At 65.4% G+C, this 21,058-nt stretch carries 19 protein-coding genes; 15 read left to right on the top strand and 4 right to left on the bottom strand.

The genetic code is table 11. From position 1 onward, the window contains the following. Nucleotides 1-7 precede the first annotated feature (7 nt). The 7 genes from msrB to ACTHN1_RS09580 all read left to right on the top strand — a co-directional run bounded on the left by msrB (nucleotide 8) and on the right by ACTHN1_RS09580 (nucleotide 5,012). Nucleotides 8-475, top strand: a complete 468-nt coding sequence (gene msrB, locus ACTHN1_RS09610; RefSeq protein WP_440470729.1) for a peptide-methionine (R)-S-oxide reductase MsrB — start codon at nucleotides 8-10, stop codon at nucleotides 473-475. A gap of 89 nt (nucleotides 476-564) precedes the next feature. Further along, nucleotides 565-1,602, top strand: a complete 1,038-nt coding sequence (locus ACTHN1_RS09605) for a CorA family divalent cation transporter (protein WP_440470728.1) — start codon at nucleotides 565-567, stop codon at nucleotides 1,600-1,602. Nucleotides 1,603-1,683: 81 nt separating this feature from the next. Next, nucleotides 1,684-2,538, top strand: coding sequence for a flagellar motor stator protein MotA (gene motA / locus ACTHN1_RS09600; protein ID WP_440470727.1), 855 nt, complete (start codon nucleotides 1,684-1,686; stop codon nucleotides 2,536-2,538). A gap of 8 nt (nucleotides 2,539-2,546) precedes the next feature. Then, nucleotides 2,547-3,533, top strand: coding sequence for a flagellar motor protein MotB (gene motB / locus ACTHN1_RS09595; protein ID WP_440470726.1), 987 nt, complete (start codon nucleotides 2,547-2,549; stop codon nucleotides 3,531-3,533). Between the two features lie 46 nt (nucleotides 3,534-3,579). Beyond that, nucleotides 3,580-4,347, top strand: a complete 768-nt coding sequence (locus ACTHN1_RS09590; RefSeq protein WP_440470896.1) for a HipA family kinase — start codon at nucleotides 3,580-3,582, stop codon at nucleotides 4,345-4,347. Next, nucleotides 4,334-4,723, top strand: coding sequence for a DUF3037 domain-containing protein (locus ACTHN1_RS09585; RefSeq protein ID WP_440470725.1), 390 nt, complete (start codon nucleotides 4,334-4,336; stop codon nucleotides 4,721-4,723). The genes ACTHN1_RS09590 and ACTHN1_RS09585 overlap by 14 nt, the downstream gene beginning before the upstream one ends. 7 nt (nucleotides 4,724-4,730) lie before the next feature. Next, entirely contained in the window at nucleotides 4,731-5,012 is a 282-nt protein-coding gene (locus ACTHN1_RS09580; protein WP_440470724.1) for a DUF4031 domain-containing protein, read from the top strand. A gap of 22 nt (nucleotides 5,013-5,034) precedes the next feature. Here the strand turns inward: ACTHN1_RS09580 and ACTHN1_RS09575 are convergent, their stop codons facing one another. Then, nucleotides 5,035-6,000, bottom strand: coding sequence for a winged helix-turn-helix domain-containing protein (locus tag ACTHN1_RS09575; RefSeq protein ID WP_440470723.1), 966 nt, complete (start codon nucleotides 5,998-6,000; stop codon nucleotides 5,035-5,037). A 126-nt stretch (nucleotides 6,001-6,126) separates the two neighbouring features. Here ACTHN1_RS09575 and ACTHN1_RS09570 point away from each other — a divergent pair, with 126 nt between their 5' ends. Continuing rightward, complete coding sequence (locus ACTHN1_RS09570; protein WP_440470722.1) at nucleotides 6,127-7,383, top strand: SGNH/GDSL hydrolase family protein; 1,257 nt, start codon at nucleotides 6,127-6,129, stop codon at nucleotides 7,381-7,383. Nucleotides 7,384-7,887: 504 nt separating this feature from the next. On the opposite strand, the gene ACTHN1_RS09565 is transcribed toward ACTHN1_RS09570, so the two are convergent. Then, a complete protein-coding gene (locus ACTHN1_RS09565; RefSeq protein ID WP_440470721.1) occupies nucleotides 7,888-8,352 on the bottom strand; it encodes an Lrp/AsnC family transcriptional regulator in 465 nt (154 codons plus the stop codon). On the opposite strand from ACTHN1_RS09565, the gene ACTHN1_RS09560 reads away from it, so the two are divergent. Next, nucleotides 8,351-9,070 carry a LysE family translocator gene (locus tag ACTHN1_RS09560; protein ID WP_440470720.1) on the top strand — a complete coding sequence of 240 codons (720 nt, stop codon included), beginning with the start codon at nucleotides 8,351-8,353 and terminating at the stop codon, nucleotides 9,068-9,070. The two genes, ACTHN1_RS09565 and ACTHN1_RS09560, sit on opposite strands and share 2 nt — an antisense overlap. A gap of 44 nt (nucleotides 9,071-9,114) precedes the next feature. Here the strand turns inward: ACTHN1_RS09560 and ACTHN1_RS09555 are convergent, their stop codons facing one another. Next, nucleotides 9,115-9,669 carry a DUF6630 family protein gene (locus ACTHN1_RS09555; RefSeq protein ID WP_440470895.1) on the bottom strand — a complete coding sequence of 185 codons (555 nt, stop codon included), beginning with the start codon at nucleotides 9,667-9,669 and terminating at the stop codon, nucleotides 9,115-9,117. Between the two features lie 146 nt (nucleotides 9,670-9,815). Between ACTHN1_RS09555 and ACTHN1_RS09550 the strand changes: the two genes are divergently transcribed. After that, nucleotides 9,816-10,061 carry a DUF3297 family protein gene (locus ACTHN1_RS09550; RefSeq protein WP_440470719.1) on the top strand — a complete coding sequence of 82 codons (246 nt, stop codon included), beginning with the start codon at nucleotides 9,816-9,818 and terminating at the stop codon, nucleotides 10,059-10,061. A 169-nt stretch (nucleotides 10,062-10,230) separates the two neighbouring features. Here the strand turns inward: ACTHN1_RS09550 and ACTHN1_RS09545 are convergent, their stop codons facing one another. Beyond that, nucleotides 10,231-10,668 (bottom strand): transposase, encoded by a 438-nt coding sequence (locus ACTHN1_RS09545; protein WP_440470718.1) that lies wholly within the window; start codon nucleotides 10,666-10,668, stop codon nucleotides 10,231-10,233. A gap of 354 nt (nucleotides 10,669-11,022) precedes the next feature. Here ACTHN1_RS09545 and ACTHN1_RS09540 point away from each other — a divergent pair, with 354 nt between their 5' ends. The 5 genes from ACTHN1_RS09540 (at nucleotide 11,023) to ACTHN1_RS09520 (ending at nucleotide 21,055) form a co-directional block, all read left to right on the top strand. After that, a complete protein-coding gene (locus ACTHN1_RS09540; RefSeq protein WP_440470717.1) occupies nucleotides 11,023-11,658 on the top strand; it encodes a response regulator in 636 nt (211 codons plus the stop codon). 153 nt (nucleotides 11,659-11,811) lie between these two features. Then, nucleotides 11,812-16,116 (top strand): ATP-binding protein, encoded by a 4,305-nt coding sequence (locus ACTHN1_RS09535; RefSeq protein ID WP_440470716.1) that lies wholly within the window; start codon nucleotides 11,812-11,814, stop codon nucleotides 16,114-16,116. Between the two features lie 317 nt (nucleotides 16,117-16,433). Next, nucleotides 16,434-17,318: a helix-turn-helix domain-containing protein gene (locus ACTHN1_RS09530; RefSeq protein ID WP_440470715.1), complete on the top strand. Its 885-nt coding sequence runs from the start codon at nucleotides 16,434-16,436 to the stop codon at nucleotides 17,316-17,318. Nucleotides 17,319-17,405: 87 nt separating this feature from the next. Continuing rightward, nucleotides 17,406-19,997, top strand: a complete 2,592-nt coding sequence (locus tag ACTHN1_RS09525; RefSeq protein WP_440470714.1) for a TonB-dependent receptor plug domain-containing protein — start codon at nucleotides 17,406-17,408, stop codon at nucleotides 19,995-19,997. Nucleotides 19,998-20,092: 95 nt separating this feature from the next. Continuing rightward, nucleotides 20,093-21,055, top strand: coding sequence for a class I SAM-dependent methyltransferase (locus ACTHN1_RS09520; RefSeq protein WP_440470713.1), 963 nt, complete (start codon nucleotides 20,093-20,095; stop codon nucleotides 21,053-21,055). Nucleotides 21,056-21,058: the final 3 nt, after the last annotated feature.

The raw sequence follows: 21,058 nt of genomic DNA, 5'->3' as shown, positions 1-21,058 counted from the left end.
GCCTTCCATGCGCGCCTTCGACCTCACCCCGCCCACCGATGCCCAGCGCCAGCAACTGACCGCCGCCCTCAGCGACGAGGAACGCCGGGTCCTGCTTCATCACGGCACCGAAGCGCCGTTCTGCGGCGTGTTCCTGGACAACAAGCGCGAAGGCACCTACACCTGCCGCTTCTGCGGACTTCCGCTGTTCCGTTCCAGCGCCAAGTTCGATTCCGGCACCGGCTGGCCGAGTTTCTTCGCGCCATTCGACGAGCGCCACATCGGCCGCAACCGCGACAGCAGCTACGGCATGGTGCGGACCGAAATCGTCTGCGCCCGTTGCGGCAGCCATCTGGGCCACGTATTTCCCGACGGACCGCCGCCGACCCACGAGCGCCACTGCCTGAACTCGGTGTCGCTGGATTTCACCGGCGAAGGCGAACCGCTGCCGGACCGGCTGCGGCGCGGCGGGCCTGAGGGCGAGCCGCTGTCCTGACCTCGCCACGGCGTTGTCACAAAACCGGCATATGGCGCACGTAACCTGACGGTCACGAAACTGTCGTCTGCCGTGAAGGCGGCATCGCCATGCTGGTCCGTTCCGACGCCGACGTCCTGTTTGACGGGTTTCCCGGCCTGCTGTGGGCATTGCACTTCGATGCCGACGGGCACGCCACCTCCCTCGAGTCCGGCCACCCGCTGGAACCGGTGCGGGCGGCCGGCTGGCGCTGGCTGCATTTCAACCAGAGCGATGCGCGCAGCGCGCAGTCGGTGACGCGCCTGCCATTGTCCGAGGACGCGCGCGACATCCTGTTGTCGCACGACACCCACGTCATCCTGCAACGGCAGGAGGACGGCGCGTACGGAATACTCGTGGACTGGGAGCACCAGCGCGCCGGCGGATCCACGCCGCGCGCCCCGGGCCAGCACGATGGTCTGGGCTGGCTGCACTTCGCCATCGGCGATGGCCTGCTGGTGACCGCGCGCCGGCAGCCGCTGCGCTCGGTGGAAACCGTGCGCCGGCAACTCTGCGCGGGGGAACGCGGCACATCGCCGGCCCGCGTGCTGGAAGCCATCGCCGAGCACTTCGCCGATTCGGTCGAGCGCGCCACCGATGACCTGTCCGAATCCCTGGATCGCATCGAGGATCGCGTGCTGGCCGACGCCATCGGCGACGAGCGCCGCGACCTCGCCTCGCTGCGCCACCAGAGCGTGCGCCTGCACCGTCCCCTGACCGCGATGCGCCGCGTGCTCAAGCAGTTCGAGCAACGGCACGCCGCCGACGAGGAGGAGGACGAGCTGCTGCCGGTGGCATCGCGTCTTGGCCAGCGCTTCGACGATCTGGACGGCGATGTGTCCACCCTGCAGGAACGCGCCCGCCTGCTCCAGGACGAGGTCGCCGCCAAGCTGGCCGAACGCACCAACACCCACCTGTACGTGCTGTCGATGATCACCGCGTTGCTGTTGCCGCCGAGCCTGGTGGTGGGCATCTTCGGCATGAACCTGCACGGCCTGCCATTCGCCGATCATCGCGCCGGGGCCTCCGCGGCGCTGGTCCTGTGCGGTCTGTCCAGCCTGGCGGTCTACCTGATGCTGCGCCGGCTGGGCGTGTCGCGTTCGACCTGATTCCGGCGGCCGACGGACGGCCACTCAAGAATCCCGGCCCGGGGCCGACATTCCTTCGTACCCCGCGCGCCGTGCCACCCCATGCTCATCATCGTTGGAATCCTCGTCGTCATCGCCAGCGTGCTGGGCGGCTTCGTCGCCTCGCACGGAAAACTCGCCGCGCTCTGGCAGCCGTTCGAGCTGGTGATCATCGGCGGCGCCGCGCTGGGCGCGTTCCTGATGAGCAACCCGCCCAAGGTGGTCAAGGCGACCTTCGCCAGCATCCCCGCGGTGTTCAAGGGCGACAAATACAAGTCGGCCGACTACCTGGACGTGCTGACCCTGATGTACGAGCTGTTGAACAAGGCGCGGCGCGAGGGCTTCATCGCGCTGGAATCGCACGTGGACGCCCCGTCCTCGAGCGATCTGTTCAACAAGTACCCGAAGGTGCTCGCCGACCATCACCTGATGGACTTCATCACCGACTGCCTGCGCCTGATGGTCGGCAGCAACATCGAACCGCATGAACTGGAACCACTGCTGGAACTGGAGCTGGAGAAGCACCATCACGAAATGATGGCGCCGGCGCACGCACTGGCCAAGGTCGCCGACGGCCTGCCCGGTTTCGGCATCGTCGCGGCGGTGCTGGGCATCGTCATCACCATGGGTTCGATCGGCGGCGACATCGTCCAGGTCGGCGCGCACGTGGCCGGCGCGCTGGTCGGCACCTTCCTCGGCATCCTGCTGGCCTACGGCTTCGTCGGCCCGCTGGCGGCCGCGGTGGAAGCGCGCGCCGAACAGGACAGCCGCATCTACGAGAGCGTGAAGACCGCGCTGCTGGCCTGCCTGCGCGGCTACAACCCGAAGGTCGCGCTGGAGTTCGCGCGCAAGACCCTGCCCTCGAACGTGCGGCCGCAGTTCGCCGAGTTCGAGACCCACCTCAAGGGCGCGAAGTAGGCAGCGCCATGGCCGAGAAGTCGACGGTCATCGTGGTCCGCCGGGTCCGCAAGGTCCAGGGCGGCGGCCACCACGGCGGGTCCTGGAAGGTGGCCTACGCCGATTTCGTCACCGCGATGATGGCGTTCTTCCTGGTGATGTGGCTGGTGGGCGCGACCACCAACAAGGAACGCGCGGCGATCTCCGAGTATTTCCGCAATCCCAGTCCGCTCAGCGGCAAGAGCTTCTCGCCTGCCCCCGGCCCGAACGGTCCCGGCGGCGCCAGCACGTCGCTGATCAAGCTGGGCGGCACGATGGACATTCCACGCGGCAGCGGCGACGACCCCTTCAGCAAGCCGGATCCGGACAACCGCACGCCCACCGCGGCGCCGGACCCCCATCAGGCCGCGCAGGAACATGCGCAGGATCAGCAGCGGCTGGAAGCGCTCATGCAGGCGCTGGAGGAAGCCATCAGCCGCAGCCAGGCGCTGGAGCCCTTCAAGGATCAGCTGCTGATCGACCTGACTCCGGAAGGACTGCGCATCCAGATCGTCGATCAGCAGAACCGGCCGATGTTCGATCTGGGCAGTTCCTCGCTCAAGCCCTACACGGCGGACATCCTTCACGAGCTGGCCGGCTTCATCAACCGCGTGCCCAACCACATCAGCATCACCGGGCACACCGACGTCACCGCCTACAGCCGCGCCGGCTACACCAACTGGGAACTCAGCGCCGATCGCGCCAACGCGGCGCGGCGCAGCCTGGTCGAGGCGGGCATGCATGAGGACAAGGTCACCCGGGTGGTCGGGCTTTCCTCGTCTGTGCTGTTCGACAAGCAGAATCCACAGAATCCGATCAACCGCCGGATCAGCATCGTCATCATGACCCGCGCCGCCGAGGCCGAAGCGCTGGACGGCAAGGGGCTGGCGCTGGGCAAGGCGCTGGCCGACGCCGATACCCGGGTTCCCGCCGCACCGTTGCCGTCCCTGGCGCCCGCGCGCGCGGGACATCCCTGACAGGCTTCGCCCTGCACGCGCGGGAGGCTATCCTTGCGCGATGACCCTGCGCACCATCTCCGCCACCCGTTACGTCACCCCGCTGCGTGAGGGTGGTTCGATGCCCGCCATCGTCGAGGCCGACGACGACGGCATGTACGTGCTCAAGTTCCGCGGCGCCGGCCAGGGGCCGCGCGCGCTGGTGGCGGAACTGATTTCCGGCGAGATCGCACGGGCGCTGCAACTGCCGGTGCCGGAGATCGTGCTGGTAGAGCTGGATCCGGATCTCGCGCGCACCGAGGGCGATCCGGAGATCCAGGATCTGATCAAGGCCAGCGCCGGCCTCAACCTCGCGCTCGACTATCTGCCCGGCGCGGCCAACTTCGATCCGGTCGCCGAGCAGCCGGCGCCGGAACTGGCCTCGGACATCGTCTGGTTCGATGCCTTCATCAGCAACGTCGATCGCACCGTCCGCAATCCCAACCTGCTGATCTGGCACCGCCGCCTGACCCTGATCGACCACGGCGCATCGCTGTATTTCCATCATGGCTGGGATGGCGACACCAGCGGCGCCGGCCGGCCGTTCCCGCTGATCCGGGATCACGTCCTGCTGCCCTGGGCCAGCGATCTGGAGGCGGCCGACGCGCGGCTGAGCATGCGCCTGACGCCGGATCTGCTGGCCGGCATCGTCGCGAAGGTGCCGGATACCTGGCTGCAGGGCGGCGATGCCTTCGGCCCACCCGAACAGCAGCGCGCGGCCTACACCCATTACCTGCAGCAGCGTCTCGCGCTGCCGCATGCGTTCGCGCAGGAGGCCCAGCGTGCGCGCGTCTGATACCTACGACTATGCGGTCATCCGGGTCGTCCCGCGGGTGGAGCGCGAGGAATTCATCAACGTCGGCGTGATCGTGTCCTGCGAGAAGACCGGCTTCCTGCAGGCGCGCATCGAGCTGGACGAGACACGGGTGCGCGCGCTGGATCCACGCATGGACATGGAGTCGCTGCAACGCCACCTCGCCGCCATCCCGCGCATCTGCGAAGGCGGCGCGCAGGCCGGGCCCATCGGATTGCTGCCCAAGCGCGCGCGCTTCCATTGGCTGACCGCAAAACGCAGCGCGATCATCCAGACCTCGCCCGTGCACATGGGCAAGTGCGGCGACATGGACGCGGTGATGGAACACCTGCTCGATCGCATGGTGCGGCTCCGGTGAGTCCGCGATGAGCGTGTACGTGGACGATGCGGTGCATCCCTGGCGCGGCCAGCGCTGGGCGCACCTGATGGCGGACACGCTGGAAGAGCTGCACGCCATGGCGCGGCAACTGGGCATCCCGCGCCGCGCATTCCAGAACAAGACCAGCGGCGCCCACTACGACGTCACCGCGGATCTGCGCGAGCAAGCGATCCGGCTTGGCGCGGTTCCTATTTCCCGCCATGTCGATCGGGTGCTGGTCAGGGCGGTGATCGCCCGCGCCAAGGAACAGGGACGCGATGGCGATTGAGGCCGCGCGGCCGGACGCGCCCTCAGCGCGACGGAGCGGCTGACGCCGGCGGTGCCAGCCGCGCCAGCACCGAGGTCACCTCGCCGGCGATCTCGTCCTGCATCGCCAGCTTGTCTTCATGCGCGCGATCGTAGGTGTCCGACCACACCACGAAGCCATCGTCGGCACGCAGCAATCGCACCGATACCCGCAAGGTGCGCTCCGACTTGCGCACGCTGCCATCCAGCAGATAGGACACGCCGAGCGAGCGCGCAATCTCGGGCACCGGCACCTGCTTGTCCTTGAACTGGAACGCGGCGGTGGGCGCGGAAACCCGCAGACCGGGCACCTTGCTCAGGCGGACGATCAGCTCCTCGGTCATGCCGTCGGCGAACGGTTCCTCGTTCATCGCGTCGGTCAGGTCCAGGAACGGCAGCACGGCCAGGGTCTGCATCCGCGACGGCGCCGTGACCGGCGCGTCGGCGTCCGCGCGGCCGATCAACTGATAGGCCGCCACACCGGACGCCGCCACCAGCGCCAGCGCCAGCAGCCCGCCCGCGCGCCGGGAAAGGGGGAGGCGACGCGCCGGCGCGTCTCCGGCCCGGGGAGATTCCCGGTGTCCCGGTCCGGAGGATGGCGTCGCCGCGATGTCCGGTTCCGTGACGGGAGAGACCGTCGCGACCCCGGCGATCAGGCGATAACCGAGTCGCGGCACGGTGGCGATGTAGCGCGGCTGCCGGGAATCATCGCCCAGCTGGCGCCGCAACGAAGTGATCGCTTGGTACACCGAATCGGAACCGACGATGACATCCGGCCAGCCCCGCGCCAGCAGCGCATCGAGACCGACTACCTCGCCCGGCTGCTCGGCCAGGCGCAACAGCAACGCCAGCGCGCGGGGCTCCAGCTGGATACGCTCTTCTTCCCGCGTCGCTGCGCCGGACACGGTGTCCACCGCCCAGTCACCGATGCGCAGCAGGGTCCTCGGGATCTTGTCCAAGCGTTCGTCCATTCGTTTTCAGAACTTTTCAGCGCGTTTCAGACCGGCCGTCAGGACTTCCGGTGGCCGGGCACGGCATCGTACCGCGCACCGGTCCCCGGACACAGGACCGTCGTCCATCCATCCAAGGGAATCCGCATGACCGCTGCCATCAAATCCGTCGCGCTGGGCCTGGCCTGTGCCCTGCTCTGGCTGACGCCTTTCACCTCGGCCCAGGCAACGTCCGCCACGTCCGGCGCCGACCGCCATTGGGTCGCCAGTTGGGGCGCCGCACCGGTGGCCGCCGGCCCGGCCCTGCCGCCCCGGACGATACGCCAGGTGATCCGGACCAGCCTCGGCGGGACGGCGGTGCGGGTGCGCCTGTCCAACCTGTTCGGCAGCACGCCGCTCGTCGTCGGACCGGTTCGCGTCGCCCGCCCGGCCGAAGGTCCCGCCATCCAGGCCGGCACCGATCAGGCGGTCACCTTCGATGGGATGACGCAGGTGACCCTGCCGGCGGGCGGATCGGTTCTGAGCGATGCGGTGGAGCTACCGGTGGCGGCGCTGGAAAGTCTGGCTGTCAGCCTGTACCTGCCAGAGGGCGCAGGCGCGCCGACGATCCACCAGGTCGGCAACCAGAGCGTCTACCTGGTCCGGGGCGACGCGACTTCGCAGTTGCGCTTCGAACCGGAAGGCGAAGCCGACGATACCCGCTACCTGCTCACCGATCTGGAAGTCGCGGCGATGGCGGACTCCAGCAGCTTCATCGTGCTGGGCGATTCCATCACCGACGGCGTGGGTTCCAGCGAGAACGCCAACGCGCGCTGGCCGGATCGGCTGGCGGAACGCCTGCGGGGTGTCCCGGCGCTGGCCTCCATCGCCGTCGTGAACGCCGGTATCGCCGGCAACCGCATCCTCAATGACGCGGCCGCACCCTACCGCGGCCCGAGTTCGTTGTCGCGCCTGGATCGCGACGTGCTGGACAAGCCCGGCGTGCGCTGGATGCTGCTGCTGCAGGGCGGAAACGACATCTCCGCCTCCGACCTGCTCGATGCGCCGGAACAGAAAGTCAGCGCCGGACAGATCATCGAGGGCATGAAGCGCATCATTGCTAGAGCACGCGCGCGCGGCGTCAAGGTATGGGGAGCAACCCTGCTCCCGCGTGGCGGCACGACGTTTCCCGCGCCTCCCACGCCGGCGGCGCTGGCCAAGCGCGAAGCCGTCAATGCGTGGATCCGTGATTCCGGCGCGTTCGACGCGGTGGTCGATTTCGATCGAGTGATGCGCGACCCCATGCATCCGGATCGCCTGCGGCCCGACTACGACAGCGGCGATCACCTGCATCCCAACGACGCCGGCTATCGGGCCATGGCCGAGGCCATCGACCTCGCGCGGCTGGCGGACGACCTCCGCTAAGCGGACACGGGAGCCTTCTGCTTGCTCGTTCCCCGGGACGAAATCGTGGTGCGTTTCGCCAAGGTCTTCCTCGTGTGCGTCCCAGGCAGTGGGATGGGGCAAACCACATGCGAAGAGGGAACGTTCCGCCGGAACCCCTTTCGTCGCGCAAGGCCAGAGCTTTCCACTCTGGCCCAATCCTCCGCACGCGGGGGAAGCTGCGGATTGGGGGCAAAAACGAAAGCGCGGCCATTCTCCATTTCACTACGCGCAACGCGTTCGCCCTCCCTCCGGACATCCGGCGCGGCCGGCTCCGGTACGCGTCCACCCGACTCTCCGCCGTGAACGGGGAGGGAGCGTCATTCCAATATCTTCCTCGCGCGCCGGGAGAGAGCACCCTGCCTGGACCCGGCCCCGCGCGCGGGCCAAGGACGCTCCGTCAGAGCCCCTTCCCCCGCGTGCGGGAGAAGGCTGGGATGGGGGCAAACGAAGAGCCGGCGATCCGTCGTTCCGGTACCGGCAACCTCAAATCGGCATGGTGTAACTGCGCTTCACCACCTGGCTGGGCAAGTCCGTCTTCACGTTCTGGATGCCGTTGGCGCGGGTGAGGTGGCGGGTCTGGAAACGGCGATAGTCGTCCAGATCCTCCACCACCACCCGCAGCATGGCATCGCATTCACCCAGCATGATGTAGCACTCCATCACCTGCGGCAGACGCTCCATGGCGGCGATGAACTGATCGATGGTGTCGGCGTCCTGTGCGGTCAACCACACGCGCGTGAACAATGTCTGCGGATATCCCACGGCGGCCGGATTGACCACCGCCACGTAGCGCTCGATGACGCCGGCCTGCTCCAGCAGGCGCACGCGGCGAAGGCATGGCGAAGGCGAGAGGCCAATGGCCTGGGCCAGTTCCGTGTTCTGCATGCGGCCGTCCTCCTGCAGGGCGCGAAGGATGCGGCGATCCAGTTCGTCCAGTTCTATTGGCATGACCAACCTTGCTATCGGCAATTTGCTGGAATTCTGTGCCAAAAAATCTGGAATTCAAACAATCTTCGCAACCCGGTGCCAGCGCGATCGCCCTAGGATCCCGCCCATGGACATCGCCACCCTGCTGCTGTTCTCGGCCACCGTGCTGCCACTGATCGCCACTCCCGGCCCGGATATGCTGTTCATCGCTTCCCAGGCGCTGGGCGGGCGCACCGCTTCCGGCCTGCGAGCCACCGCCGGCGTGTGCACCGGCTATCTCGTGCACTCACTGCTGGTGGCCATCGGCCTGGCGGGTCTCATCGCCGCATCGCCCATGCTGTTCGCGGTCCTGCGCTGGATGGGCGTGGCCTATCTCGCCTGGCTGGCGCTGCGCCTGTTGCGCTCGGCGACAAAGCCCGGTGGCGTGGATGTCCCCATGGCTCAGGAACGTCCGGCATTCCGGCGTGGATTCCTGACCGCCGTGCTCAACCCGAAGGGCATGCTGATCTACTTCGCCATCCTGCCGCAGTTCATGACCGGCGGCGGCAACCCGGCGCTCCAGGCCGTTCTGCTGTCCGCCCTCTTCATCTCCCTGTGCGGAATCTTCTATTCGGTGCTGAGCGTCGTGCTGGCTTCGGCGGGACGGCGCTCCACGCTCAACCCGCGGAAGCGGCAATGGATCGAAGGCGTCTCGGGTGGCCTGATCGCGCTTGCCGCGGGAAAGCTGGCCACCGGTTGAGCGGAATCGCCACGCTCGCCGGCCATGGCCGGGAACGCCGGTTTTCAGAACGCGTCGCTGCCCGGCCGCAACTCGATTCCCAGCGCCGCGCACAGCTGCTGCATGCCTTCATCGTCCCGGCTTAGCGCAATCCAGCCCGCATGCGCGTCGCCGCCGGTGTTCCAGTTCCAGAGGGTATAGCCATGCTCGCGTAGCCGGTCGTAGGCGATGGCCATGAGGCCGGGCACATCGGTTGCCTCCAGAAAATCCTCGTCCGTGGGATCGCCACCCCAATCGATATCGATGTTCCAGCGCGCGGCCAGCTCGTTCACGCTGTCGATCAGCGATTCCGTGTCCTTCCAGTCCACATAGAAACCCGACGACCAATCGATGGCGTCCTTCAACACCCACAGCGCTTCATCCCCGTCACCGCCGGCCTCCGCCATCCGGTCGCGCCATCCGGAAAACTGGCGCAGCGCGGTTTCCTCGTCGCCGGGATTGATCAATACCAGCAGATTCCAGATCAGGGCTTCCTGATCGCCGGTATCGATCTCCTCTTCGTCGTCCCCATCAGGCAGGGAAAACGCCGCATCGGCATCAAAGTCGTCTTCGTCGGGCAGAGTCATGGGGCAGCGCCGGGTCGGTATCGACGGTGATCCTGCCGCGTCCCCGCCGACAACGGAAGGGTGCGGGGTCGCCTGAGGCTTGGGAGGACCGCGTCCGGCGTTTATCCTAGGCGTCTTCCGCAGCACGTGAAATCGCCACCATGAGCACCGATACCCCTCCCGACCGCCTGGCTTCCGACCCGCGCAGCCCCTTCCACGACGCCGAGATCATGGAACGTGGCGTGGGTATCCGCTTCAACGGCGTCGAACGCGACAATGTCGAGGAATACTGCGTCAGCGAAGGCTGGATCCGGGTGCCGGTCGGCAAGTCCAAGGATCGCCGCGGCAACCCGATGACCCTCAAGGTCAAGGGCGAAGTGGTCGCCTACTTCCGCGAACAGCACTGACACCGGAAACCGGACGGCGGCGGCCTTGCCACCGTCCATTCCCCAATCTGCGTTCCACCCGGGTGTCGAAGTGGAACAGAACGGCCTCGCCGGCCAGGGAAGCACTTCCCCGGACCGCCTCGACCTGTTCCATGCCTAGTGGATCAGGTTGGAGGGTCAGACTAGCGGGTCAGGCTGCCTGGTGATTCGCATAGCGCTGCTTGCGCTGCAGGGAAGCGCGATGCGTCGAGACCAGCCGGGCCAGGTCATGGCGACGCGCATCCCCCTCCGGCAGGCTAGCCAGCACCGGGTCCCATTGGCCTGCCTTGACCCAGCGGGAGAAGCGCACGTAGACACTGTGGTTGGCGCCGTATTCGATGGGCAGACAGCGCCAATACGCATCATCGCTGCCCGCCATCCACAGCACGGCTTCGATGAAACAGCGGGCGCTGGATTTGTGGCCCCGCGCGCGCGCGCCCAGCCGCCCCCCCAACGCCGTCGCGATGTTCGCCCATTCGGCATCGCTCAGTTGCGGAACAATCGCCGGCGGGGGGGAAGCATTCGCGTCGTGGGCCTGGGTCAACCGGTTGATCGTGGCTTCGAGGCTTTCCTGATTTTCAGTCAGCATGATTCTGGCTACCGTCCTGGAACATGGGAACGGCAGATCACGGGGTACCCGTCCAAGGGCACAATCACGAGGGTCTCTGAGCGATCCACGGAAGTCACCGGATCCACCGAACGACAGTGTTCTTCCCGTCACAGGGCGCGGAACATCGGAATCGTCTGAAAAAGTGCCTGTTTTTGGCTCCCCCGCGGCATCCTCTGTGGCAGGCGGAATCGGGCCGTAAAGCGCACGTTACGCAAGCCTGGTCACAAAATATGGGAACGCGTCGAGCCGCGGATCCGGTAGGTTGCGCAAACAGGCAGGACGCAGATATAGAATGTGATTGCTTTCAGCTCCAAGCCCGGGGGACCACGGCACATGACATTGAAGATCGTGCTCGCCGATGATCACCCGATCATCGTTTCCGCTGTCCGTCAGCTGCTCGAACGTGCCGGCCATGAGATCGTCGCGGTGGCGAGTTCCAGCAACGCCCTCATCGAGGCGTTGAGCCAGCATGCCTGCGACCTGGTCATCACCGATTTCAGCATGCCCAACGAGGACGAGGCCGATGGCCTCTCCCTGCTGGGCCTGATCCAGCGGCGCTGGCCCGACATGCCGGTGATTGTCCTGACCATGGTCACCAACCCGGCCATCCTCCAGTCCATCCTCGATGCCGGCGTCCGTGGGTTAATCAACAAGACCGATGCCATGACCGAGCTGGCGGTCGCCGTGCAGACGATCATGCGCGGACAGCTCTACATCAGCCGGGCCACCGACCGTCTGCTGATCCAGGCCGGCAACGGCAAATCCGCGCAGGCGGTCCCACTGTCGCCGCGGGAGACCGAGGTCATCCGGTTGTTCGCCTCCGGCAAGTCGGTCACCGAGATCGCGCGCCAGCTCAACCGCAGCGTCAAGACCATCAGTACCCAGAAGCAGGAAGCGATGGCCAAGCTGGGGCTGAAGAACGATTTCGACATCTACGCCTACGCGCGCGAAAAAGGCATGTTGTCCTGAACTGAGGGGGGCTGGTCCTCCATTCCCCGGTATCACGCTGTCTGCGAGATGAAGCAAGCTCGCCCGCCGTTTCGACATTAGGAATATTCCGATTCGAAGGCCCTTGGGCCGTCTCTAGGCTGACACGCATCGCTTTTGCGCGTCCGCCTTCCCATGTCCCCTGCCGTTTTCTCCCGCCCGCGCGCGTGCCTGTCCGGCATGCTGGCGGCAGGAGTCTTCCTTCTGCTCCTGATCGTGACCGCCCGCGCGGCCGCGCATCCGGCGCTGGATCTGGATCAGGAAGAAATCGCGTGGCGCGCGGCCCACCCCACGCTGCGGGTGGGCGTGTTCGCGGGCGACCACATGCCGCTGGAAGCCTGGATGGGCGGCCAGCCGGAAGGGCTGGGCATCGACTACGCGCGCTTGCTGGCCTCGCGCGCGGGACTCCAGATCGCCTTCCATCCCTTCACCGACTGGGATGCGGTCGCCTCGCGTTCGGCCAGGCAGCCGCCGCCATTCGATCTCCTGCTGGCGCTGCCGAATACCCGGGGAAACGATGCGAACTTCCGCCTGCTACGCCCCTATCTGAGCGCCGCACCGATCCTGGTCACCCGACGCAATGACACCCGGACGCGCGATCAACGGGATCTGGCGAGCGCGCGCATCCTCATCGAACGACGCTTCCACGACACCATCGCGCGACTGCAACAGCGCTATCCGCACGCGGTGCTGCTCTATTGCGACACCGGCCTGCAATGCCTGGAGAGTCTGGCCCGCGGCGAAGCCGATGCCTATATCGGTGTCACCGCCGCGCGTACCCGCGCACTCCTGGCCAGTCGTCGGGCCAGCGATCTCGCCTTGAGTGGCACCGCCGGTCTGCCCGCGCTGTCCTTCTCGCCCGCGGTCCGGCCCGACGCGGCTCCGCTGGCTTCGCTGCTCGACAAAGCCGCAGCCACCATCACCGAATCCGAACTCGAACGACTGCGCGATCGCTGGGGTTTCGGCGACGTGCTCAGCGACGGATCGACCGCGCGCACCACGCTGAGCGCCCAGGAGTCAAAGCGTCTGCGTGCGTTGCCAGTGTTGCGGGTGGGCTTCGAGGTCGACCGTTATCCCTATAGCTTCATGGATGGCGAGGGCCGTTTCGACGGTCTGGCGGCGGACTATCTCGCGCATGTCGGCGAGCAGTTGGGTCTGCGTCTGCAGCCCGTTCCCGCACGTGACTGGGATGAGCTTCAACAGATGCTCCGTGCGGGCGAAATCGACCTGGTCGCGGCGGGGACACCCGACGATTTCCATCACGACGATGTCGCTTTCAGCCGGGCCTACGAGTACTTTCCCGAAGTCATCGTGGTGTCGACGCGCAGCCCCGCGATTGCGGGGGCGCGCGATCTGGATGGACGGGTGGTCGCGGTTCGCGACGAAGCCGGACTGATCGACCGCCTGCGGACCCAACTGGGAAGGACGATCTTCCGTCCGGTCAGCAGCAACGAGGCTGGACTGGCGATGGTCGCCGAGCAGCAGGCCGATGCCTACATCGGTACGCTTCCCGCGATCGACTCCCTGATCCGAAATCATCATGCCGCGACGTTGCGGGTGGTCGGGCCGGCGGGACTCGATCAGGAAATGGCCTTCGGTGCGCGCGGCGGCTTCCAGAATCTGATACCGCTGTTCGACCGCGTGCTCGCGAACATGCCGGCATCGCAGAAGCGCACCATCCGCGCGCGCTGGTTGAGCAGCACCTATCACTACGGCGTGCCCTGGGGGTGGGTGGTCGGCGGCATCGTCGCGTCGCTGCTGATCATCGGCGCGGTCGTGCTGGCCTACTTGCGCCTGCATCGTCTGTCACGCGCGCGGATATGCGCCGAGCGCGCCCTGGGCGCGCAGCTGTCCTTCCAGCGCGCATTGCTGGAAAGCGTTCCCTATCCCATTTTCGTCAAGGACGCGCACAACCGCTATCTGGCGGTCAACCATGCCTACGAGGCGATGTTCAATTGCCGCCGCGAAGCGCTGCTGGGACTCCGGCTTGACGAGGCGCATCCGGGCGCGGATGCCGATCTGGCCGGCATGCAGGCCGCCGATGGCGCCCTGCCCACCTGGCGGGAACCCGAGCATCGCGACCTGCGATTGCCATCCCGCGATCCCGCGGCTCCACCCCGCAGCGTGATCCTGTGGTCCCATCCCTTCCGGCACGAAGCCGATGGTCCATCGGGAAGACTGGCCACCCTGGTCGATGTCAGCGAGATCCGCTCCGCCCAGGCCCGCGCGCGTTCTTCGGAACAGCGCCTTTCCGACATCACCGAAGCCATTCCCGCCACCGTCTTCCAGTTCCGCCTCTCACCGCAGGGCGAACGGCGCTTCATCTATGCGGCCGGCAACGTCCAGACCTTGCTGGGCCTCTCGGCGGAAGCACTGATTGCCAATGAGCGGCTTCTTTACGACCGATTGCACCCGGACGACCGCCTGCGTCTGAAGCAGGCGCTGAAGCACACCGCCGACACCTTGATCGCGTTGCCGACCCTGGATCTCCGGCTCTGGACCGGAGAGCGCTGGCATTGGCTCCGGACCGAAGCCGGGCCGCCGCGCCAGCTGCCGGACGGCACCCTGGAGTGGAGCGGTTACTGGATTGACATCAACGCGGCGCACGCGCAGGAACAGGCGCTCCACGACGCCAAGGCCCGCGCCGAGTCGGCCGCGGCCGCCAAGGCCGCCTTCCTTGCCTCGATGAGCCACGAAATCCGCACGCCGATGGCCGGTGTCCTGGGCCTCATCGAGCTGCTGGCGCGCACGCCGATGAACCACGAGCAGGGGCACATGCTGCGGCTGGCCGACGACTCTGCGAAGGCGATGCTGCAGATTCTCGACGACGTCCTCGACTACTCGCGGATTGAAGCGGGGCGGCTCGCCATCAACCGCCAGCCCTTTGATCCGCGTGCGCTGATCGACAGCGTGGCCGGCCTGTTCACCGCGCGGGCGCAGGAGAAGCATCTCCGACTCCACGTCATCCAGGACCATCGACTCGCTGCCAGGCTAAAGGGCGACGCCACCCGCATCCGCCAGGTCCTGAGCAATCTGGTCAGCAATGCCATCAAGTTCACCGATTCCGGCCGGGTGTCCCTGACCGCATCGGTCGTGGATGAGCAGGATGGATTCCAGCGCGTCCGATTCACGATCGCCGACACCGGTATCGGCATCGAACGGGACGATCTTTCCCAGTTGTTTCATCCCTTCGTACAGGCCCAGGGCGCGGAGACACGCCAGTCGGGAGGAACCGGCCTGGGGCTGGCCATCAGCCGGCGCATCGCCGTCCTGATGCAAGGCGATCTCCAATTGAGCAGCGAGCCCGGAGCCGGCACCGAGGCGGTGTTCGAACTGCGCCTTCCGGTTGCCGAACCATTGCGCCCGGTGCCGGCCTTTGATGGCCGGCGCGCGTGGTTGCGCAGCGATGACCCCTGGCGGAATGAGGGACTGTCGCAGGCCTTGTCCGCGCTGGGGTTCGAGGTACTGCGCAGCGGTGTTGACACCGACCAGGTTCCTCCCCCGGACATGGATCTGCTGGTGATCGACGCGAGCGCTTCCGCATTCTGCGACTGCGTGCCCGAGACACCCTGCATCCGGGTTGATCTGCTGGGTCCCCTGGAGCACGAACCGGCGCGAGGCTGCGTTTCCCTGCCGGGCGACCCGCTGTTTCACCATGCCATCGCGGAAGCCTGCAGCGCCGCGCTCGGCGCGCGCAAACCGCACGAGGCCCCCTTCTTCCCGGCGCATCAACCTGGCCGGAGCGGACATATCCTGGTCGCCGAGGATCATCCGGTCAATCGCGCGCTGATCGTCCGCCAACTGGATCGCCTGGGTTACGCCCACACCATCGTCGAGGATGGCGAACAGGCGCTGGCGGCGCTGGCCGCGGGTGAATTCGACCTGCTGCTCACGGATTGCCATATGCCCGGCGTGGATGGATTCGCACTGGCCAGGAGAATCCGCGCCGCCGAAAGCAACGGGCAGCACCTGCCGATCATCGCGCTCTCGGCCAGCGCGCTTCCCGAGCAGGTACAGCGCTGCCTGGACGCCGGCATGGATGACTTTCTGGCCAAACCGATCCAGCTGGATCAACTGGCGCTAAGACTGGAACACCATCTTGGACGGGGATGCGCCCTGCGTTCGACAGAAACGCAGTCGGCGCCCGTGTCCCCCGCGCATGGCGGAAACGACATGGGCAACCTGCTCCACGACCTGCTGGCGACGTGCCAGGAGGATCTGGCCCGGCTCGATGCCTTGCCCACCTCGGCGCTGGCGGCCCGCCGCGAGCTGATGCACCGGATCGAAGGCGCCCTGGCCCTGGTGATTCCGATGGCGGAAGACGATGTGTTCACTCTGGGCACACAGGACCTCGAACTGCGGGAGCGGACCCTGCGTGAACGGGTGCGTGCGCTGGAGGTTTCCCTGGCCGTGGACGACCCGGACGTGGCTTCCGCTTGATCCGCGTCGCGGGTGAGGAAGCCTCCGGCGACGCGGGATGATCTGACGCGGCGTCCCCGACGCCAGACAGGAGAAGAGCAGTCGCGGCCAGGGGCACCGTCACCTCTCCGGATTACCCAACACTCGCGCCGGAAGTTTCCCCAATTCGTACGTTGCGTTGCGCCGGCCCATCGTCCCGATTTGCATGGTTGGCGATCAACCGCGATGTCTCGGACATTTCCGATTCCCCACGTTCTCCATGCCCGCCACTCTGCGAACGCCGTCCGGAGCGTTCCGGACCAGGCGTACTGACGCACCGGAACAGAGGCGGAGACAAGATGGAACAACCGATGCTGTGGGCGGACCGGGGCAGGACCCTGCGATACGGTGATGTGCCCGGAATCCCCGCCGGTCCCTACTGCCTTGCGGCGTCGCGGCAGGGAAATCTCGGCCTGCAGGCGCGCAGGTACTCGCTGTGGGTACAGATCCGGGGAGAGTCCTGGGTAGAGTCCGCCGAAGGGCGGTTCCGCCTGCGACCCGGTCAATGGATCGTGCTGGATCGTGAGTCCCGCCCGGTCGTGCAGGCGACCTCCACCGGCCTGTGCGTCGGCTTGTCCTTCGATGGCGGAGGCTCGTCCTCGCGGCGCGGCACGGATGAAGCCCGCGTGTACCCGGGTCGCGGCTGGCTGGGTCGGCGCGAACGACTGATCTTCCTGCGCCTGTGGCGACGAGCCTGCCCACGTTCACCGACGGGATTCGGCGGTCAGGGCGACGCCCGTCCCCTGATGGCCTTCATGGCGGAAACCCAGGGCGATCTCCAACGCTATGCGCAACGCTGTCCGGGGCGCACCCGCAGCCATCGCCACCAGGTGTTCGTCCGCCTTCAGCGCGCGCGCCTGTACCTCAACGGACATCGGAACCGGCGCGTCCCCATGCGCGAACTTGCGCGGCTGGTCAATTTCTCGCACAGCTATTTTTCGCGTACCTACACCTTCGTCTACGAGGAACAACCGCAGGTGACGGCGTCGCGCATCCGCCTGGCGCATGCCGCCGAGTTGCTCATCAGTACGGAGGCGCCGATCGGTGAAATCGCGCAGGCGTCCGGTTTCGAGAACAACTGCAGCTTCTCACGGGCGTTCCGTGCCCGCTTCGGGGTCTCGGCCACGGACTATCGACGCCTCGGAATCTCGCGCGAGGACAATCCGCGCAAACCCACTGCGTAATTCTGGTCAGGCAGTTATCCGAATCCACCGGTAACGTTAAGAAGGCGTTTTTTTAGCCTTTTTTAGCGTTTCCAGGAGAGCATTCGAATGAATTACAAGAAATCCACGTCGGCCCTTCGGTTCGGCGTTCTACAGGCGTCCGTGCTGCTTGCGCTGTCGTCCACCGCGTTCGCGCAATCGTCCCAGGACGTTTCCACGCTGGATAAGGTGGAAGTGACGGGATCCCGCATCAAGCGAGCGGACATCGAAGGGGCGGCACCCGTGACGGTCATCGATCGAGCAACCATTGACGCCAGCGGACACGTGTCCGTCGCAGACCTGATGCGCGACACGACGTTCGGATCGTTCGGAAACCTGCGTCCGCAGTCTGGCAGTTCCGCCCAGTCCGTATCCACCATCGACCTGCGCGGTCTGGGTTCCGATCGCACTCTGGTCCTGATTGATGGTCGACGCGCACCCTACGCTCCTTCGACCGGCTTGAGCGCGGACCTCAATACGATTCCGTTGGCCGCGGTCGAACGTATCGAAGTCCTTTCGGATGGTGCTTCTGCGCTGTATGGATCCGACGCCATCGGCGGCGTGGTCAACGTGATCCTGCGCAAGGACTACGAAGGAGTCGAGGTCCGCTACGGGAAGGGTTTGACCAAGGTCAAGGGCGGTGATACTGAGGAGGCTTCCGTTCTTTTCGGAATTAATTCCGACCGCGGCAACCTGCTGCTTGGTGCGTCGTATAGCGAACGTGGCATGGTCTATACCCGCGATCAAATCGGCAGCAAGATCAAGGGTGCCTCAATCTATGGGAACAACTTCTTCTACGAGGACGGAAGCCCGGGTGGAGCGCTTCCTGGCTATAGCTGCGACGATCCCGGTTTCTACATGCTTGGCGCGAACTGTGTTTACAACCACAAGGAAACCGCAGCCAACGAAGCCTCGGTAAAGAACAAGTCGCTGTTCGCCCGTGGACAGTGGGAAATCGATGAGAATTGGTCCGTCTATGCCAATGCCAGTTACAGCAATTCGGATAGCTTCGGACGCTACGCTCCCACCCCAGGCGTGGTGTATGTTGAAGAAGGCTCGCCCAACGACCCGAGGCCGGGTGACGGGCAGGGAGCTTATGTCTATCACCGCTATGCGGCTGCCGGAAATCGCGATACCAGTGTCGACAACTCCGTTACCGATCTGACCCTTGGATTGCAGTGGCAGGCATCCGACCGGCTGGCCGTCGATTTCGGTCTGCGCCGCAGCAGCGCAAAGTTCAAAGAGACCGGCCGTGGCTACATTGTGACCCCACTGGCTGAGCTCGCTGTTGCCAATGGTCGCTACGACCTGCGTAACCCATACGCCAATCCGGATGTGGTCAAGAGCTTCACTGCAACCATTGGTCGCGACGGAAAGTACGAAATCGAACAGTTGTTCGCGGACGCCAACCTGGACTTGTTCGAGATGGGCGGTGGAAAGTCGGTTCTGGCGTTCGGCCTTGAGCACCGCAAGGAAGACTATGCCGATATCTACGACTCGCTGTCCGAGGCGGGGGTCATTGCCGGTTCGGCGGGCAACTCTGCATCAGGCGACCGTAACGTCTCCTCGGCCTACGCCGAATGGCTTTTCCCCATTCTGAGCAATTTCGACATCACCGCTGCAGCTCGGTATGACCGCTACAACGACTACGGCAGTGATGTATCGCCCAAGATCTCGCTTCGCTGGCAGCCCTTGGACCGACTGACCTTCCGTGCGTCGGCTGGCGAAGGATTCCGCGCGCCACCGCTGACCGATCTGTACGCCGCCCGTGCATTCTCGGCTGAATCCGTCAAGGACTACCGCACTTGTGTCGGCATCGGCTTCACCTCTGCCCAATGCGGCGGCGATGCAAACGGTGATCATCTTGCCGATGGTGCGGAGGACAAGGCCGTCGGTTCCTATCAGGTGGACAGCTACTCCAGCGGAAATGTCAACCTGAAGTCTGAAAAGTCCAAGCAGTACAGCATTGGTATGGCATGGGATGCGACGGATTGGCTGAACCTGACCGTGGACTTTTACCGGATCAAGATCGACGACCGTATTCGTCTGATCTCCTATCAGGAGTTGGTCGATTTCGACAACCGCGGCATCGCCTTGCCGGCCGGGACGTCGGTCAGTCGACGACCCAATGGGGCCGTCCGCGAGATCAACACGGCGTTTGCCAATGAGGGCGACCTGGATACCCGAGGCGTCGACGTCAGTCTTCGCACGAGATTCGATCTGGGTGGCGCAGGGCAGCTGAGCAACTGGCTGCAGGTTTCACGGGTTATCGACTACACCGTCACCGATGGCTTGGTGAAGAAGGACCGACTCGGATGGGTCGGACAGCCGGATACTCGCGCGAGCCTGCGCAATACCTGGACCAACGGCGATTTCAGCGTCAACTGGAACATCAATTACATCGGCGACCAGCAGAACCCTGCCGTGAGGCCGTCGTTTGGCTTCTTGGGTGGAGATCCGAACACCCGTGTCGGCGGATATGCCACCAACGACGTTTCGTTTAGCGTGAACGTCCCGTGGAACGCCAATGTGACTCTGGGTGCCAACAACATTGGCAATCGCTATCCGGAGCTGGTCAGCGTCGACGGGCGTCCCTGGAACTTCGATCTGTACGATGCTTATGGTCGCACTGTCTACTTCCGCTACGCGCAGAAGTTCTGAGCCAGAGTGCGCGGGAAATGAAATAGGCCCGCATAGGCGGAAAGACCCCCAGCAATGGGGGTCTTTTCTTTTATTAGCGGAGCAAAGAAGCTGACATGACAGTCAAATCCGCTGGGCCACATGGGGAACATGCACGCAAACCGGCCTGGACCGATTACTGGCGGACCGGTGCCCTGCATTCCTGCCCGACCAGCTATCCGGGCAACTACGATGGCGCCATCGGCGAGTTCTGGAGAGAAGCGGCCCAGCAACTGCCCATAGGAGGACGCCTCATTGATGTCGCTACCGGGAACGGTGCCATTCCCCGACTTCTGATGAGCCATGGCCGGGCGGATCTGGACATCGATGGCATCGACGCAGCTGATGTTTCCGGAACCGACGCTGCCGTGGATTCCCCCATCCGTTTTCATGCCGGCATACGAATGGAAGCGTTGCCTTTTGCTGCTGGCCAGTTCGATGCCGCCAGCAGCCAGTTCGGGATCGAGTACGCGAGCCATCCGGAGGCGCTGGCGGAAGTGTTGCGCGTGCTGAAGCCCTCGGGGCAAATCCATTGGGTCATGCATCATCGCGATTCTGTCTTCACCCGCATGGCTGCACACGAAAGCGAACATTTGGCATGGGCGACGGGTCCAGAAGGCATCCTCGACGCGGCCATCGCCATCGCGCCCTGGATGCTGCGTATTCGAACCAACCCGGCTCTCAAGGCAAGTCTTCAGGCCAATGTGGCGAGGAACAGGTTCAACCAAGCCCAGATTGCATTGGAGCAACGAATCCGGCTTGACCATGCCGGGGCCGTGCTGCTGGACATCCGCGCCACCGTGCATGCAATTTTGCTCCAGGACTGTGACCCGGTGCCCATGCTCGCGCGCTATCGCCAGGAACTGGAATTTGCCCTGCTTCGTTGCCAGGATCTATGCGCCTGTGCCTGCGATCAGGCTAGGCTGCTGAACGTGGCCGGATGGCTAGGCAGCAAACGGCCTGCCCTGAAAGTCGAGATCACGACGCTGAGCCAGGCCGAAGGTCTGTTGGCCTGGGGACTGCGCGCCACTCCCTCCTGAAAG

This window comes from Pseudoxanthomonas sp. (genome assembly GCF_051953815.1).
GTDB lineage: Bacteria > Pseudomonadota > Gammaproteobacteria > Xanthomonadales > Xanthomonadaceae > Pseudoxanthomonas_A.
Note: the sequence above shows the minus strand (reverse complement) of the source record. Positions and strands in the feature narration are given on the sequence as shown.